12 protein-coding genes are annotated in these 14,948 nt (G+C 73.5%); 8 read left to right on the top strand and 4 right to left on the bottom strand.

Translation table 11 applies throughout. From position 1 onward, the window contains the following. The first annotated feature begins 219 nt into the window (after window positions 1-219). A complete protein-coding gene (locus ACFPL3_RS12115) occupies window positions 220-2,373 on the top strand; it encodes an FUSC family protein (RefSeq protein ID WP_343940840.1) in 2,154 nt (717 codons plus the stop codon). On the opposite strand, the gene ACFPL3_RS12110 is transcribed toward ACFPL3_RS12115, so the two are convergent. Continuing rightward, window positions 2,339-3,967, bottom strand: a complete 1,629-nt coding sequence (locus ACFPL3_RS12110) for a flavin-containing monooxygenase (protein ID WP_343940841.1) — start codon at window positions 3,965-3,967, stop codon at window positions 2,339-2,341. The genes ACFPL3_RS12115 and ACFPL3_RS12110 overlap by 35 nt on opposite strands. Before the next feature lie 81 nt (window positions 3,968-4,048). Between ACFPL3_RS12110 and ACFPL3_RS12105 the strand changes: the two genes are divergently transcribed. Beyond that, complete coding sequence (locus ACFPL3_RS12105) at window positions 4,049-4,963, top strand: alpha/beta hydrolase (RefSeq protein ID WP_343940842.1); 915 nt, start codon at window positions 4,049-4,051, stop codon at window positions 4,961-4,963. A gap of 31 nt (window positions 4,964-4,994) precedes the next feature. Here the strand turns inward: ACFPL3_RS12105 and ACFPL3_RS12100 are convergent, their stop codons facing one another. From ACFPL3_RS12100 to ACFPL3_RS12090, 3 genes are all read right to left on the bottom strand, one after another. Continuing rightward, window positions 4,995-6,797 carry a TerD family protein gene (locus ACFPL3_RS12100; protein ID WP_379588929.1) on the bottom strand — a complete coding sequence of 601 codons (1,803 nt, stop codon included), beginning with the start codon at window positions 6,795-6,797 and terminating at the stop codon, window positions 4,995-4,997. 81 nt (window positions 6,798-6,878) lie between these two features. After that, a complete protein-coding gene (locus tag ACFPL3_RS12095; RefSeq protein WP_343945022.1) occupies window positions 6,879-7,187 on the bottom strand; it encodes a hypothetical protein in 309 nt (102 codons plus the stop codon). 444 nt (window positions 7,188-7,631) lie between these two features. After that, entirely contained in the window at window positions 7,632-8,339 is a 708-nt protein-coding gene (locus tag ACFPL3_RS12090; protein ID WP_343945021.1) for a FadR/GntR family transcriptional regulator, read from the bottom strand. A gap of 235 nt (window positions 8,340-8,574) precedes the next feature. Here ACFPL3_RS12090 and ACFPL3_RS12085 point away from each other — a divergent pair, with 235 nt between their 5' ends. The 6 genes from ACFPL3_RS12085 (at window position 8,575) to ACFPL3_RS12060 (ending at window position 14,948) form a co-directional block, all read left to right on the top strand. Continuing rightward, entirely contained in the window at window positions 8,575-9,279 is a 705-nt protein-coding gene (locus ACFPL3_RS12085) for an RraA family protein (RefSeq protein ID WP_343945020.1), read from the top strand. 66 nt (window positions 9,280-9,345) lie between these two features. Next, window positions 9,346-10,542, top strand: coding sequence for an enolase C-terminal domain-like protein (locus ACFPL3_RS12080; RefSeq protein WP_343945019.1), 1,197 nt, complete (start codon window positions 9,346-9,348; stop codon window positions 10,540-10,542). Window positions 10,543-10,568: 26 nt separating this feature from the next. Further along, window positions 10,569-11,366, top strand: coding sequence for an HpcH/HpaI aldolase family protein (locus ACFPL3_RS12075; protein WP_343945018.1), 798 nt, complete (start codon window positions 10,569-10,571; stop codon window positions 11,364-11,366). After that, window positions 11,363-12,361, top strand: coding sequence for a 2-hydroxyacid dehydrogenase (locus tag ACFPL3_RS12070; RefSeq protein WP_343945017.1), 999 nt, complete (start codon window positions 11,363-11,365; stop codon window positions 12,359-12,361). Before ACFPL3_RS12075 ends, ACFPL3_RS12070 begins: the two co-directional genes overlap by 4 nt. Beyond that, the gene (locus ACFPL3_RS12065) at window positions 12,358-14,001 is read left to right on the top strand and encodes a thiamine pyrophosphate-requiring protein (protein ID WP_343945016.1); all 1,644 of its coding nucleotides are present in this window, start codon (window positions 12,358-12,360) and stop codon (window positions 13,999-14,001) included. Before ACFPL3_RS12070 ends, ACFPL3_RS12065 begins: the two co-directional genes overlap by 4 nt. After that, window positions 13,998-14,948, top strand: a complete 951-nt coding sequence (locus ACFPL3_RS12060; RefSeq protein WP_343945015.1) for a 2-hydroxyacid dehydrogenase — start codon at window positions 13,998-14,000, stop codon at window positions 14,946-14,948. The genes ACFPL3_RS12065 and ACFPL3_RS12060 overlap by 4 nt, the downstream gene beginning before the upstream one ends.

The following is a 14,948-nucleotide window of genomic DNA, read 5'->3' as shown; positions in this document are numbered from 1 at the left end:
CGGTCTGAGCAAGAAAGAGATCATCCGCTGCCTCAAGCGCTACCTCGCCCGCGAGGTCTACGCCGCCCTCACCCACACCCGAAAAGATCTTGAACCAGCTGCTTGACGTCCATAGGAGCATCGGAACCCGGCGGCCCGGGAGGCCGCTGGGCGCGACACCGGTGGCCCGGATCGGCGAAACCGCCGATCCCTGATCCCGCCCCGTGGGAACATTCCCCGGTGCTGTCCCGGGCCGGATTCGCGGAGCTCCGCACGGCCCTGACCGGCCTCGATCCGGGGCTGCGCCGGGTGCGGTTCGCCGGCGCAGCGTCGGCGGCGATGGCGCTCGCCGCTGCCGTCATGACCGGTCTGCGCCTGGTGGCCGGGTTCCCGATCACGGTGGTGCTGCTCGCGTGCGTGCTGGCGATGGTCAGCAACCTCGCGGTCGACGAGCCCGACCCGCAGGCCCGGCGGGCCACCACCCTGCTGATGCTCGGGCCTGCCGTGGTGGCGATGGTGGTCGGCACTCTGCTCGCCCCGTACCACCTGGTGGCCGACGTCGTGTTCGTCGCGGTGATGGTGGCGGCGGTGTACGTGCGCCGGTTCGGCCCGCGTGCGGTCGCGCTCGGCACGGCCGCGGTGATGCCCTATTTCTTCACGCTGTTCCTCGGCGCGACGCCGGCCGAGCTGCCGTGGCTGGGGGTCGCCGCGGCCGTCGGGATCTGCGCCACGCTGGTGGTGCGCGGGCTCGTGTTCGCCGAGCGCCCCGAGCGGGCGCTGGAACGGTTGCTGCGCGCCTTCCGCGCCCACGTCCACGCGCTCGTCGACGCGGTGGTGCGCCTGCTCGAGGCGCCGCCCGGCCGCCTCGACGACGCGCGGGAGGAGGTGCGGCGCCGCACCACCCGGCTGAACGAGACGGCGCTGCTGGTGGCCGACGCGCTGGAGGTCGAGCGTGCCGCGGCCGACCCCGACGAGCTCGCCCTGCGCGTCATGGACGCCGAGTTGGCCGCCGAACGCCTCGCGCTCACCGCGCAGCGGCTCGTCGACACCCCCGGCGGTGCCGAGGCGGGCGGGCTCGACGACAGCACGCGCACGGCGTTGCTCGAGGCCTTGCACGCGGTGAGCGGCGCGTCGGCCACGGGCACGCCGCGCCGGTACGTCCCGGCGCTGCTGGCCACGGCGCGGCGCAGCGTCGCCGACCTGACGGCGCAGCCCGACGAGCCGCCCGCGCGCGTCCACCGGGTCGCCCTGGCGGTGGTCCGCCTCGCCGACTCCTGGGAGAGCGGGGCGGCGCGGGCGGTCGCGGTGCGCGACACCGACGGCGAACCCTCTCCCGATGAGGCGGAACCCGGTCCCGCCGACGAGCCGGCGGGCCTGCGGCTCACCACGCGCCAGGCCGTGCAGGTCGGGGTCGCCACCAGCCTCGCGATCGTGCTGGGGGAGCTCGTCTCGCCCGCCCGCTGGTACTGGGCGGTGATCGCGGCGTTCATCGTGTTCGCGGGCGCGAGCAGCCGCGGCGACATCCTCAGCCGCGGCTACCAGCGGGTGGTCGGGACGGTCGGCGGCGTGCTCGCGGGTGTGGGGCTGGCCGTCCTCGTCGGGAACCGCCCGGTCCTCGTGCTCGTGCTGCTGTTCTGCTGCGTGTTCCTCGCCCTCTACCTCGCCCGGGTGTCCCAGGCGCTGATGGCGTTCTGGATCACGGCCGTGCTCGCGCTGCTCTACGGCCTGATCGGCCAGTTCGACGTCACCACGTTCGTGGTGCGGATCGCGGAGACCGCCGTGGGCGTGGCGATGGGGGTGCTGGCGGCGTTCCTCGTGCTGCCCACGCGCACGAGGGACGCGTTCGACGAGGCCCTCGACGCGCAGGTGGACGCCGTCGACGCCGTGTTGCGCGCCGCCGTCGACCGGATCGCGGGGCGGGAGCCGGCTGCGCCGCCGCTGGAACTGGCGCACGCCGCGAGGGAGGCGCTCGGCACGCTGCGCAGCCGCGCCGCGCCGCTGGAGCGCGCCGTCTGGCTGCGGCGGGGCCGCACCGGGTACCAGCGGGCGGTCCGGGTGCTGACCGGGGTGGAGCACTACGCCCGCGCGCTCGCCCGCATGTCCGACACGCTCGTCGAGCCCGGCTGGGCGCCCACGCTGGACCCGGCCGCCGAGCAGGTGCGGGCGAACCTCGCCGGGCTGCGCGCCGTGCTGTGCCGGGAGGAGGGGGCCCGCGTGCCCGGCTCTGCGGAGGAGGCCGTCGACGCCGCCGAGGCCTACGCCGCAGGGGTGGAGGAGCCGCGCAGGCGCGCCGAGTTGCTCGCCGTGGTCCGCGTGCTGCGCCGGATCGACCAGGCGGTGGTCGGGTACGCCGCCGACCTCACCGGCCCGCAGCGGGAGCCGGTGCGAGGCTGAACCCGGCGTAGCCCGCCGCCGCCACCTCCGCGCACCGGCGGGCGTACGCGGCGAGGCCGCCTGCGTAGGGCAGGAACACCCGTGGCTTGCCGGGCACGTTCGCACCCAGGTACCAGGAGGTGGACGCCATCGGGAGGAGCGTGCGCTGCGCGGCCTCCTGCACGTGCTCGCCCCAGGCGCGCTCGGCGTCCTCGGTGGCCTCGATGCGCACCAGGCCGTTCTCGCGCAGGTGGGCGAGGCAGTCGGCGATCCAGTCGACGTGCTGCTCGATCGACGTGGGCATGTTGGTGAGCACCGACGGGCTCCCCGGCCCGGTGATCGTGAACAGGTTCGGGAAGCCGGGGACCTGCAGGCCGAGGTACGTGCGCGGACCGTCCGACCAGGCGTCGCGCAGCGCGCGCCCACCCGCCCCCCGCACGTCCATGGCCAGCAGCGGGCCGGTGAGCGCGTCGAACCCGGTGGCGAAGACCAGGCGGTCGAGCGGGTGGGTCCCCGAGGTGGTGCGCACCCCGCTCGTGGTGATCTCGACGATCGGGTTCTCCCGGACGTCGACGAGCGTGACGTCCGGGCGGTTGTAGGTCTCGAAGTAGCCGGTGTCGATCGGCGGGCGTTTGGTGGCGAACGGGTGGTCGTGCGGCACGAGCTTCTCGGCCGTCTCCGGGTCGCGCACCGTCTCACGGATCTTCGCGCGGATGAAGTCCGACGCCGTGGCGTTGGCCTCCACGCTGGTGAGCAGGTCGGCGAACGTGGCCCGGAAGCGCAGCCCGCCCCGCCGCCACGCGGCCTCGTACCGGCTGCGGCGCTCGTCCTCGGGCACCGACAGCGCCGACCGCGGCTCCACGTCGAAGGGGTGTCCGTTGGTCGACTCGCGTTGCCTGCGCCGGATCTCGGCGTACCCGGCCTTGACCTCGCGCTGGAACGCTGGGTCCATCGGGCCGTTGCGCGCGGGGACGCTGTAGTTGGCGGTGCGCTGGAAGACCGTGAGGTGCGCGGCCTGCTCGGCGATCACCGGGATGGCCTGGATCCCCGTCGAACCGGTCCCGATCACACCCACTCGCAGACCGGTGAAGTCGACCCCGTCGTGTGGCCAGTTCCCGGTGTGGAACCAGCGGCCGTCGAACGCGTCGAGGCCCGGGATGCGCGGGACGTTCGCCGTGGACAGGCAGCCCACCGCGGTGATGAGGAAGCGTCCCGTGTAGCGCTCTCCGCCGTCGGTGCGCACGTGCCAGCGGCCGGCGTCGTCGTCGAAGGCGGCCTCGGTGACGCGCCTGCCGAGGCGGATGTCGCGGCGCAGGTCGAACCGGTCGGCCACGTGCTCCAGGTAGCGCAGGATCTCCGGCTGCTGCGGGTAGCGCTCGCTCCACTCCCACTCCTGCTGCAGCTCGTCGGAGAACGAGTAGGAGTAGTAGTAGCTCTCGGAGTCGCAGCGGGCGCCCGGATAGCGGTTCCAGTACCAGGTGCCGCCGACCCCGTGCCCGGCCTCCAGCACCACCGCGGAGCACCCGAGCTCGCGCAGCCGGTGCAGCATGTACATCCCCGCGAAGCCCGCGCCCACGACGACGGCGTCGAACTCGGGATCCCGTGGCGCGGTCATCGGCCTCCTCGCCGGTGCTGTGGGCAACGATGCTCGTTTGGCATGCTAAGTGATTGTTGCCCGTTCCGTGGGAGGAAGCCGATGCCGCTCGACCCGCAGTTCCGCACGGTGCTCGACCAGTTGACGGCGGCGGGGGCGATCCCGCTGGTGCGCGGGACCGCCCAGGAGACCCGCAGCCACTACCGCTCGCTCGCGATGGCCCGCCGGGGCGAGGGCTACGCCCCGGAGCCGGTCAAGCACGTGGCGGACGACCGGGTCGACGGCCCGGCCGGCCCCGTGCCGGTGCGGGTGTACACGCCCGAGGACGAGCGGGGCCGCGTGGTCACCTACCTCCACGGCGGGGGCTGGGTCGTCGGGGACCTCGACACCCACGACCCCGTGTGCCGGCGGGTGGCCAACGCGCTCGGCGCCACCGTGGTGGCCGTCGACTACCGGCTGGCGCCCGAGCACCCGCACCCCGCCGCGCTCGAGGACGTCACGGCCGCGCTGGCGTGGACCGCGGACCGGTTCCCGGGCCGGTCGCACGTCGTGGCAGGCGACAGCGCGGGGGCGAGCCTCGCCGCGGGTGCGGCCCTGCGGGCGCGCGACGGCCGCGGCCCCGCGCTCGCCGCGCAGCTGCTCCTCTACCCGGCCACCGACCCGCGCATGGAGCTGCCCTCGATCCGCGACAACGGCGAGGGCTACTTCCTCACGCGCGCCGACATGGCCTGGTTCTTCGACCAGTACCTCCCTGACGGGCGGGCCGACACCACCGTCGACCTCCTGCACGCCGACCTCTCCGGGCTCCCGCCCGCCGTCGTCGCCACCGCCGAGTTCGACCCCCTGCGCGACGAGGGCGACGCCTACGCCGAGCGCCTCCGGGCGGCGGGAGTGCCGGTGCGGCACGTGCCCGGCCCCGGGCTCATCCACGGCTACTTCGCCTTCCTCGGCGTGGTGGACGCGGCGGAGGAGACCGGGGCGGCCGCGCTCGCCGCGGTCGACGAGCTGCTGGGCTGATCCCCCGGCTGATCCACGGGGGGCGGCGCGGTCACGCGTCGTCGACCACCACCCCGAGCCGCGTGGCGAGCCCGGCCAGCCCGTCGTCGTACCCCTGGCCGACGGCGCGCAGCCGCCACGCCCCGTTGCGGCGGTAGATCTCCGCCAGCAGCATCGTGCGCTCGGTGGTGGCGGCGTCCAGGGTGGCGGTGGCCGCCGTGGCGGCGTCGCCGTCGACGCTCAGGGCGACCGCGCCCAGCTCGCCGAAGGTGGCGTGCCCGTCCAGCGCGGCCGCGATGATGATCTTGCTGTGCTGGTCGGACACGAGGCCGAGGTCCACGCGGATGCTCTGCTCGCAGTCGCCGTCGGCCGACAGCGTCACCGTGCCGTGCTCGCTGACCGGGGCGTTGTAGAAGACGAAGTCCTCGTCGGCGATCACCTGTTCGTCCGCGTCGACGAGGAAGGCCACGACGTCGACGTCCACGCCGGAGACGAGCGCGTCGGCGCGCCACGCCACGTTGACCGTCCAGACGAGCTCGTCCTCGGGCAGGTCGATCACGGCGCCCCGGGCGAGCACCGGCACGCCCGCGCCGGGTGCCTCGCTGCGGTGCTTGCCGACGTAGCCCGGCTCGTCCGCCGGCCCGGCGCACGGGGCGGGCAGGGTGATGCCCAGCGCGGCGCGGCCGCGGTGCACCGGCAGGCCTGCCTCGGCGATGCGCGGCAGGCGCCGGTCGGCCTCGCCGCCCGCCATCAGGATCACGTCGGTGACGCCCGCGCTGAAGTTCACGGCCGCGGCCCCGCCGAGCGCGGTGACCTGGCCGCGCACGTCGGCCGCTTCCTGGTGTGTGCCGCCGAGCACGAGTACCCGCCGTCCGTGCAGCGGGCCCCGCGGCACCGCCCGGGCGGGGCGCGGGCGGCGCGGGGCGGGCCGGGTGGTGGTCGCGGGTTCGCCCGGCCGGACGTCGGCGAGCAGGCGCAGGGCGGTGGCCTCGTCGACCACGAGGATGCCCTCGGCGCGGGCCCGGGCGGCCTTGCGGGTGCCGGAGCCGGGGTCGTTGCTGATCAGCACGCTCGTGAGCCGGCTGACCGAGTTCTGGACGTCGAGCCCGGCGGCGGTGAGCCGCGCGGCCAGCCGGTCCCGCGGCTCGTCGGTCGCGCCCGTGACGGCCACCTTCATGCCCTGCACGAGCGGCTGCCCGGCGGCCAGCCGGCCCGGGTAGCGCCACGGGCACGGCGGCGTCGCGGCGCGCCGCGGGGTGCGGGTGGCGCCGGTCCGGCCGTCGGCCCCGATCAGGGGCAGCGGCATCCCGAGCTGCGCGGCGAGCAGCAGGCTGTGGGTGAGGACGCGGGCGAGCACCTGCGCGTCGTCGAGGGCGTCGTGGGCGCGCTGCTGCGGCACCCCCCAGTACGCGGCGAGCGTGGCGAGCTTGTGGTTGGGCACGTCGATGCCCAGCCGCCTGCTCAGCGCCAGCGTGCACAGCCGCTGCCGCACGGGCAGCTTCAGGCCGGCGCGGTCGGCCTCGGCCTCCAGGAAGCCGTGGTCGAACGCCGCGTTGTGGGCCACGAGCGTGCGCCCGTCGAGCACCTCCAGCAGCTGCGGGGCGATCTCCTCGAACCGGGGCGCCGCGGCGAGGCGCTCGCGCGTGAGGCCGTGCACCCGCACCGGGCCCGGGTCGCAGTCGGGGTTGACGAGCGAGGCGAAGCGCGGGCCCGAAGGCCGCCCGGAGGCGTCGAGCGCCATCGCGGCGACGCTGAGCACGCGGCTGCTGCCGGGGTGGAAGCCGGAGGTCTCCACGTCGACCACCGCCCACGCGTGGTCGGTGTCGAGCAGCCGGTCGATCTGCGCGGTGGTCACGTCGGGGTCCTTCGGGCGCGGGGAGCGGCGGGGGAGCGTCGCCGAGTGCCACCTCGCTGTGCGCAGCTGATCCGTTACGGCTCAGACGTCGTCGGCACGCAGCTCGGCCAGCGCCGAGTCGAGCTCCCTCACGAGCGAACGAAGCCGGTCGGCCTGCTCCCGGCCGATCCCCGCGGGCTCGCCGGCCACGCGGGCGTCGATGTCGAAGACGGTGTTGGCGCGGTGCCAGACGCTGAACCACTCGAGCCCCCGGCCGCGGGTGTCGCGGGTGACGCCTTCGAGCAGGAGGCGAGCGGGTGGCCCTCGGCCTCCACAGCCGGCCTGAGCAGGACCTCGCAGTCCGGGCTGTGACCGTGGTGTGCGGCTCAAGGTGCCGGGATCGTCGACCAAGGCGAGATGGTCGCTCGTGGAGATCGAACTGCGACCATTTTCCCTTGATCGACGCCACGGACCGGGCGCCATGGCCCCGCCCGCCCGAGCAGTACCTGACTGTCGTGGTGCCAGCCCTGGGGTGCTGTTCGGTTCGATCAAGCAGCTTGAGCAGTACGTCGCGGTTGTCCCGGCGACTGTGGTGTGCGGCTCGTGCCGCTCGCCGGTCGTCGGCGGGTGGGGCGGGCGGCGGCCGTCGCGTCGGGCAGTACGTCGCGGTGGTCCCGGCTGCTGTGGTGTGCGGCTCGGCGGTCCAAAATTGTTGACCAAGGGGAGATGGTCGCTCCCAGAGATCGAATGACGACCATTTCCCCTTGATCGCCGCTGTCCGCGCCGGACGCCATGATCTCGCCGCCCGAACAGAACCTCGCAGCAGCCCTGGGGACCCTGGTGTGCGGCTCGCGATCAGGCGGGGTGGGTCTGCGCCGGTGGGGAGCCGTTGAGCAGGTAGTCCCAGTAGCGGCCGGCGCTGGACAGGTGCTTGTCGAGCAGCCGGACGGCGCGTTCCTCGTCGCGCTCGGTGAGGGCGGTGAGGATCTCCTCGTGCTCGCGCAGGGACTGGCGGGCGCGCTCGGGGTCGCCGAAGTAGAACAGCCTGCGCCGTTCGGTCATGCGGTAGAAGAGGTCGACGAGGCGCAGGAGGACGCTGTTCTGCGCGGCCCGCACGATGCCTGTGTGGAAGCGGCGGTCCAGCTCGGCGAGGCGGCCCGGTTCTTCGAGGACGTAGGTCCACTCGTCGAGGCAGGCGCGCAGCGCGTCGACGTTCTCCTGGCGGTGGCGGCGGCAGGCCAGGCGGATGGCCTCGATCTCCTGGATGCGCCGTACTTCCACGATCTCGCCGACGATGTCGCCGGAGAGCGGGACGCCGATCTCGGCGTACAGGCGCAGTGCCTCGATGCTCGCCGACTCGGTGGTCATGTAGATGCCCGACTTGGGCCTGCGTTCGATCAGGCGCAGGGCCTCGAGCACCGACAGCGCCTCGCGCACCTGGGTGCGGCTGGCCCCGAACCGCTCGGCGAGTTCCCGTTCCGACGGGGCCCGCTCGTTGGGGCCGTATCCGCGCGAGAGCAGGAACGGAACGATCTCCGCCACCAGCACGTGCGTTTCGGCCATGGGGTCTCCGTCGTCCGGTCGGCCCGACTCCACCGATGGTCTTCCAATCTGGTCAGTCCAGATGTTAGCGTCGGGCAACCTCGTGGAGCGACTGCGGCGCACCCGCGCCGACCGGATCCCGTCCGCCCTCGACATCCCGACGGGCGCCGCCGTGCGGTGCCGCCGTTGCCGCGCCCGCCGACACCATCCCCGCCGCCGCTCCCGCGCGGAGCGGCAGAGGATCGAGAGGAGCACCATGTCCACCGCGCTGGACCCCTCCGTGCTGGAGGCGCTCAAGGGCTACGACTCACCCACGCTGTCCAACGCCATCGAGCTGTTCGACGTCCGTCCCTGGGACGAGGGCTACCTGCGCTACGACGTGCGGTGCATGTTCCCGGACCTGCCGCGGATGGTGGGGTACGCGGCCACGGCCACGATGCGGGCCCGCGGGAAGGCCGACGGCTACGGCCCGGACGAGCTGATCGCGCACGTGCGGTCGGTGCCGGGCCCGCGGATCGTGGTGGTGCAGGACCTCGACGACGAACCGGCCCACGGCGCGCTCTGGGGCGAGGTGATGGCCACGACGTTCCAGCGGCTCGGCTGCGCGGGCGTGGTCACCGACGGGTCGGTGCGCGACCTGGACGAGGCCCACGAGATGGGCTTCCAGTTCTTCGCGCGCGCCGCGTCGGTGTCGCACGGGTACGCCCGGGTGGAGAGCGTGGGCGAGCCGGTGACCGTCGGCGGGGCGCTCGTGCGGCCCGGTGACCTGCTGCACGCCGACAAGCACGGTGTGCTGCTGGTGCCGGCCGAGATCGCGGCGCAACTCCCGGCCGCCGCCGACCGTCTGATCGCCGCCGAGCAGGAGTACATCGGCTGGATCCGGTCGGACGAGTTCGACCCCGCGCAGTTCCCGGAGCGGCGTTCGAAGATGAAGGACGCCTTCTCGCGCGCCACCACCTGACAGCGCAGGGGAACCCCTACTCCGCCGGCCCGACGACGAGCTGATCGACGAGGAAGGGAACCGACCGTGAAGATCGCAGCCGTCCGCTGCGTGGAGTACACCGGCACCCTCGACCACCCGGGCGCGTTCTGGGAGGAGCGGCTGATCCGCCCGGTCGACATCTACCCCCAGTTCCGGGCGCAGGGCCCGGAGTTCCTGCCGCGCGAGGGGTCCGGGTCCTACCGGATGACCTCGGTGTTCGTGCACGTCGAGACCGACGACGGGGTCACGGGCACGGCCGGGCCGATCACCCGGGAGCAGGCCTACCTCGTCGCCACCCGGCTCGGGCCGCTGCTGGTGGGCCAGGACCCGCTGGCCACCGAGTACCTGTGGGACGTCCTGTACCGGCACAGCGTGCACGGGCGCAAGGGCGTGGACATGATGGCGATCAGCGCGCTCGACTGCGCGCTGTGGGACCTCAAGGGCCGCCACCTGGGCGTGCCCGTGTACCAGCTCCTCGGTGGTCCGACGCGGGCGGAGATCCCGGCGTACGCCTCGGCGCTGGGCTACTCGCTGGAGCCCGACCGGGTCCGCGAGCGCGCGCTGGAGCTCGTGAGCCAGGGGTTCACCGCCACGAAGTGGTTCCCGCGGCACGGCCCGGTCGACGGCCGGGCGGGGATGGGGGCGAACGTCGCGCTGGTGGCGGCGCTGCGCGAGACCGTCGGGCCGGACGTGGACATCATGGTGGACGCGTGGATGTCCTGGGACGTGCCGTACACGCTGCAGATGGCCGACCGGCTCGCGGAGTTCGCGCCGCGCTGGATCGAGGAGCCGGTGATGCCGGACAAGCCGCAGTCGTACGTGGAGATCACCCGGCGGATGCGCAACGACATCCTCGTGTCCGGCGCGGAGCACGAGTACACGCGATGGGGCCTGCACCAGCTCATGGCCGCGGGCGCGATGCACGTCTACCAGCCCGACACCTACTGGGCGGGCGGCATCAGCGAGATGCTCAAGATCGCCGCGCTGGCGAGCACGTACGACGTGCAGCTCATCCCGCACGGCCACTCGGTGCCCGCGAACACCCACTTCAGCTTCGCCCAGCCGGCGACGCTCACGCCGATGGTCGAGTACCTCGTGAAGTGGAACACGATCCACCAGTGGTTCCTCGCCCACCCGGTGCACCCGGTGGACGGGAAGGTCACCCCGCCCACCGAGCCGGGGCTGGGCACCGACCTGGACGAATCCAGGATCGAGTCGCGCCGAGAGCTGAGCTTTGCCTGACGGGAACGACCAGCAGGAGGAGATCCATGGGCAAGTCACTGCGTGAGCTGTGGGACGGCACCGAGGCGACGATCGGCGGCTGGTGCTCGATCCCCAGCTCGTTCTCGGCCGAGTTGATGGGCCGCTGCGGCTTCGACTGGGTGTGCATCGACACCCAGCACGGCGTGATCGGCTACGACGAGATGATGCCGATGCTGCAGGCGTTGTCGATCACGCAGACGCCTGCGTTCGTACGGGTGCCCTGGAACCAGCCCGACCACATCATGAAGGCGCTCGACGCGGGCGCGCAGGGCGTGATCGTGCCGATGGTCGACAACGAGGAGGACGCGCGGGCCGCGGTGCGCGCCGCCAAGTACCCGCCCGTCGGTTCGCGCAGCTGGGGCCCGATCCGCGCGGCTCTGGACGTGCCGGACTACAGCCCCGAGTCGGCCAACCGGCGCACGATCGTCGCGGTGATGATCGAGACGCCGGGCGGGGTGCGGAACCTGGACGCGATCCTGCAGGTGCCCGGGGTCGACGCGGTGTACGTCGGGCCGTCGGACCTCGCGCTCGGCCACGGCATGACGCCCACGCTCAACGCGACCGACCCGGAGCACGAGAAGCTCATCGAGACGATCATCGAGGCCTGCCGCAGGCACGGGAAGGTGGCCGGGATCCACTGCGACAGCGCCGCCACCGTGCGCCGCTGGCACGCCCGCGGCTACGGGATGTTCACGGTCGGGTCCGACGCCGCGCTGATGCGTTCGGCGGCCACGAAGGCGATCGCGGACGCCTTCGAGGGCGGCCGGGAGGTGCGCGTGCCGGAGGCGGGGCAGTACGCATGAGCCGCGTCTTCGTCTCCCAGGAGATCGTGGACGAGGCGCTCGAGGAGTTCGAGGGCACCGGGATCACGGTCGACCTGCGCCGCGACCACACCCCGTTGCCCGCGGCGGAGCTGCGCGCGGCCGCCAGCACGTACGACGGGCTGATCTGCCTGCTCACCGACCGCATCGACGCCGAGTTCCTGGCGGCCTGCCCGCGGCTGCGGGTGGTGGCCAACGTCGCGGTGGGCTACGACAACATCGACGTGCCCGCGGCCACCCGGGCGGGGGTGGCGGTCACCAACACCCCGGGGGTGCTCACCGACGCCACCGCCGACCTTGCCTTCGCGCTCCTGCTCGCCACGGCCCGGCGCATCCCGGAGGGCGATGCGTTCCTGCGGGCCGGGCGGTACACGCACTGGCGGGTCAACCAGGAGCAGATGGGCGTGGACGTCCACGGCGCCACGCTGGGCCTGTTCGGGCTGGGCCAGATCGGGCGGGCGGTGGCCCGGCGCGCCCGCGGCTTCGACATGACCGTGCTCTACCACGACGTGCAGCGGCTGCCCGCCGAGGACGAGCGCGAGCTCGGGGTGACCTACGCCGAGTTCGACGAGCTGCTCGCCCGCAGCGACTTCGTGTCGGTGCACGCGCCGCTGCTCGACTCCACGCGCCACCGGTTCGACGCGGCCGCGTTCGCGGCGATGAAGCCCACCGCCATGCTGATCAACACCGCGCGCGGGCCCATCGTCGACGAGGCGGCGCTGGCCGCGGCGCTGCGTGAGGGCATGATCGCCGGAGCCGGGCTGGACGTGTTCGAGCGCGAGCCCGAGGTGGACGCGCTGCTGCTCGAGCTGCGGGAACGCGTCGTGCTGCTGCCGCACCTGGGCAGCGCCACCGGCACCACCCGGCGCGAGATGTGCCGGATGGCCGCGCGCAGTGTCCGGGACGTGCTCACCGGGAAGCGTCCGGAGAACCTGGTGAACACCGAACTGGCGGACCGGCTGGTGGCCGGGCCGTGAAGGTGCGGGAGGCCGTTGCGGAGATCCTCGTGCGCGAGGGCGTCGAGATCCTCACCGGCTACCCGGTGAACGACGTCATCGAGCAGGCGGCGGTGGCCGGGATCCGGCCCGTCGTGGTCCGGCAGGAGCGCACCGGCCTGCACATGGCCGACGCGATGTCGCGGGTGACGAGCGGTGCCACGGTCGGGGTGTTCGCGATGCAGCACGGGCCCGGCACCGAGAACGCGTACGGCGGCATCGCGCAGGCGTACTCGGAGTCGGTGCCGATCCTCGTGCTGCCCGCGGGCTACCCGCGCCGTCTGGCGTACGTCGACCCGAACTACCACGCGTCCCGGCAGATGGCCTCGGTCAGCAAGTCGGCGGAGCCGATCGTGAGCGCCGCCGACGTGCCGAACGTCCTGCGGCGGGCGTTCACGCGGCTGCGCAACGGCCGCGGCGGCCCCGTGCTGGTGGAGATCCCGGTCGACCTGTGGGAGGAGGAGGTCCCCGAGCCGCTGGCCTACACCCCGGTGGTGCGCACCCGCTACGGGCCCGACCCGGCCGACGTGCGCCGCGCCGCGCGGCTGCTCGCCGAGGCCGAGCGCCCGGTGATCTACGCGGGGCAGGGCGTGCACTACGCGAAGGCGTGGGAGCAGCTGCGTGAGCTCGCCGAGCTGCTGGCCGCGCCGGTGACCACCAGCCTGGAGGGCAAGAGCGCCTTCCCGGAGGACCACCCGCTCGCGCTCGGGTCGGGCGGGCTGGCGATCCCCAAGCCGGTGCGCTCGTTCCTCGACGGGGCGGACGTGATCTTCGGGGTGGGCTGCAGCTTCACCGAGACGCCGTTCGGCACGCAGCTGCCGTTCGGGAAGCGGGTGGTGCACGCGACGCTCGACCCGATGCACCTGAACAAGGACCTCCCCGCGGAGATCGGCCTGATCGGCGACGCCGCGCTCACGCTCGACGCGCTGCTCTACGAGCTGCGCCGGGTGCTCGGCCCGTCCCGGGACGCGGGACCGGTCGCGGCCGAGATCGCGGGGATCCGCGAGGAGTGGCTCGCCGAGTGGATGCCGCGGCTCACCTCCGACGAGACCCCGCTCTCGCCGTACCGGGTGCTGTGGGACCTGCAGCACACGGTCGACGTGGCGAACACGATCATCACGCACGACGCGGGCAGCCCTCGCGACCAGCTCTCGCCGTTCTGGACGACCACCCGCCCGCTGACCTACCTCGGGTGGGGCAAGACCACGCAGCTCGGGTACGGGCTGGGGCTGGCGATGGGGGCGAAGCTCGCCCGGCCGGACATGCTGTGCGTCAACGTGTGGGGTGACGCCGCGATCGGCTTCACCGGCATGGACTTCGAGACGGCGGTGCGCGAGCGGATCCCGATCCTGTCGGTGCTGCTCAACAACCACAGCATGGCGATCGAGCTGTCCCGCATGCCCGTGTCCACGGAGCGCTACCGCTCCACCGACATCTCCGGCGACTACGCCGCGTTCGCCCGCGCGCTGGGCGGCTTCGGCGAACGGATCACCGACCCGGCCGAGATCGTGCCGGCGATCAAGCGGGGCGTCGCGGCCACCGAGGCCGGCCGCCCCGCTCTGCTCGAGTTCATGACCAGCAAGGAGACCTCGGTCTCCCGATACCCCAGGGGGTCCTCGTGAGCACGTCGGAACGGATCGAGCTCGCCGTGATCGGCAGGCAGCGACCGGCCGTGGTCGAGGCGCTCGGCGCCGACTTCGTCCTGCACGACGTCGCCTCGCTCGACGACGTCGCGGGTTCGCTGGGGCCCGCGGCGGAGCGGGTGCGCGGCGCCCTGTCCAACCCGATGATCGGCATCTCGGCGGCGATCATGGACGCGCTGCCGAAGCTGGAGATCGTCACGCTGTTCGGGGTCGGGCTCGAGCGCACCGACCTCGCGGCCGCCCGCGAGCGCGGTGTCGTCGTCACCACCACCCCGGTGCTGTACGAGGACGTCGCCGACACCGCGGTGGTGCTGGCCATGGATGTCTCGCGCCGGATCACCTCGGGCGACCGTTGGCTGCGCACCGGGCAGTGGGCCGCGGGCGGGCAGGCCGTGTCCGGGAAGCGGTTCTCCGGCAAGCGCGCCGGGATCCTCGGCATGGGCCGCATCGGCCGGGCGCTCGCCAAGCGGCTCGAGGCGTTCGACATGCAGATCTCCTACTACGACCCGCGCCCGGCGCCCGACGTCGCCTACCCGCTGCACCGCTCCGGCGTCGAGCTCGCGCGCGAGTCGGACTTCCTGTTCCTGTGCGCGGCGGGCGGGCCGGGGGTGGGGCACGTCGTCGATGCCGAGACCCTCGCGGCGCTCGGCCCGGAGGGCGTGTTCGTCAACGTCGCCCGCGGCTGGCTCGTCGACGAGCCGGCGCTGGTCGACGCCGTCACCAGCGGTGCGATCGGCGGCGCGGGCCTCGACGTGTTCGACGACGAGCCGAACGTCCCGCAGGCGCTGATCGACGCCGACAACGTCGTGCTCGTGCCGCACATCGCGAGCAACACGGTCGAGACCCGCAGCGACATGGACCAGTGCGTGATCGACAACATCCGGTCCTGGTTCTCGGCGGGTTCGGCCCTCACCCCCGTCCCGTGA

The organism is Pseudonocardia zijingensis (assembly GCF_042657305.1).
Classification (GTDB): domain Bacteria; phylum Actinomycetota; class Actinomycetes; order Mycobacteriales; family Pseudonocardiaceae; genus Pseudonocardia; species Pseudonocardia zijingensis.
This window is presented reverse-complemented; position numbering and strand designations above follow the sequence as displayed.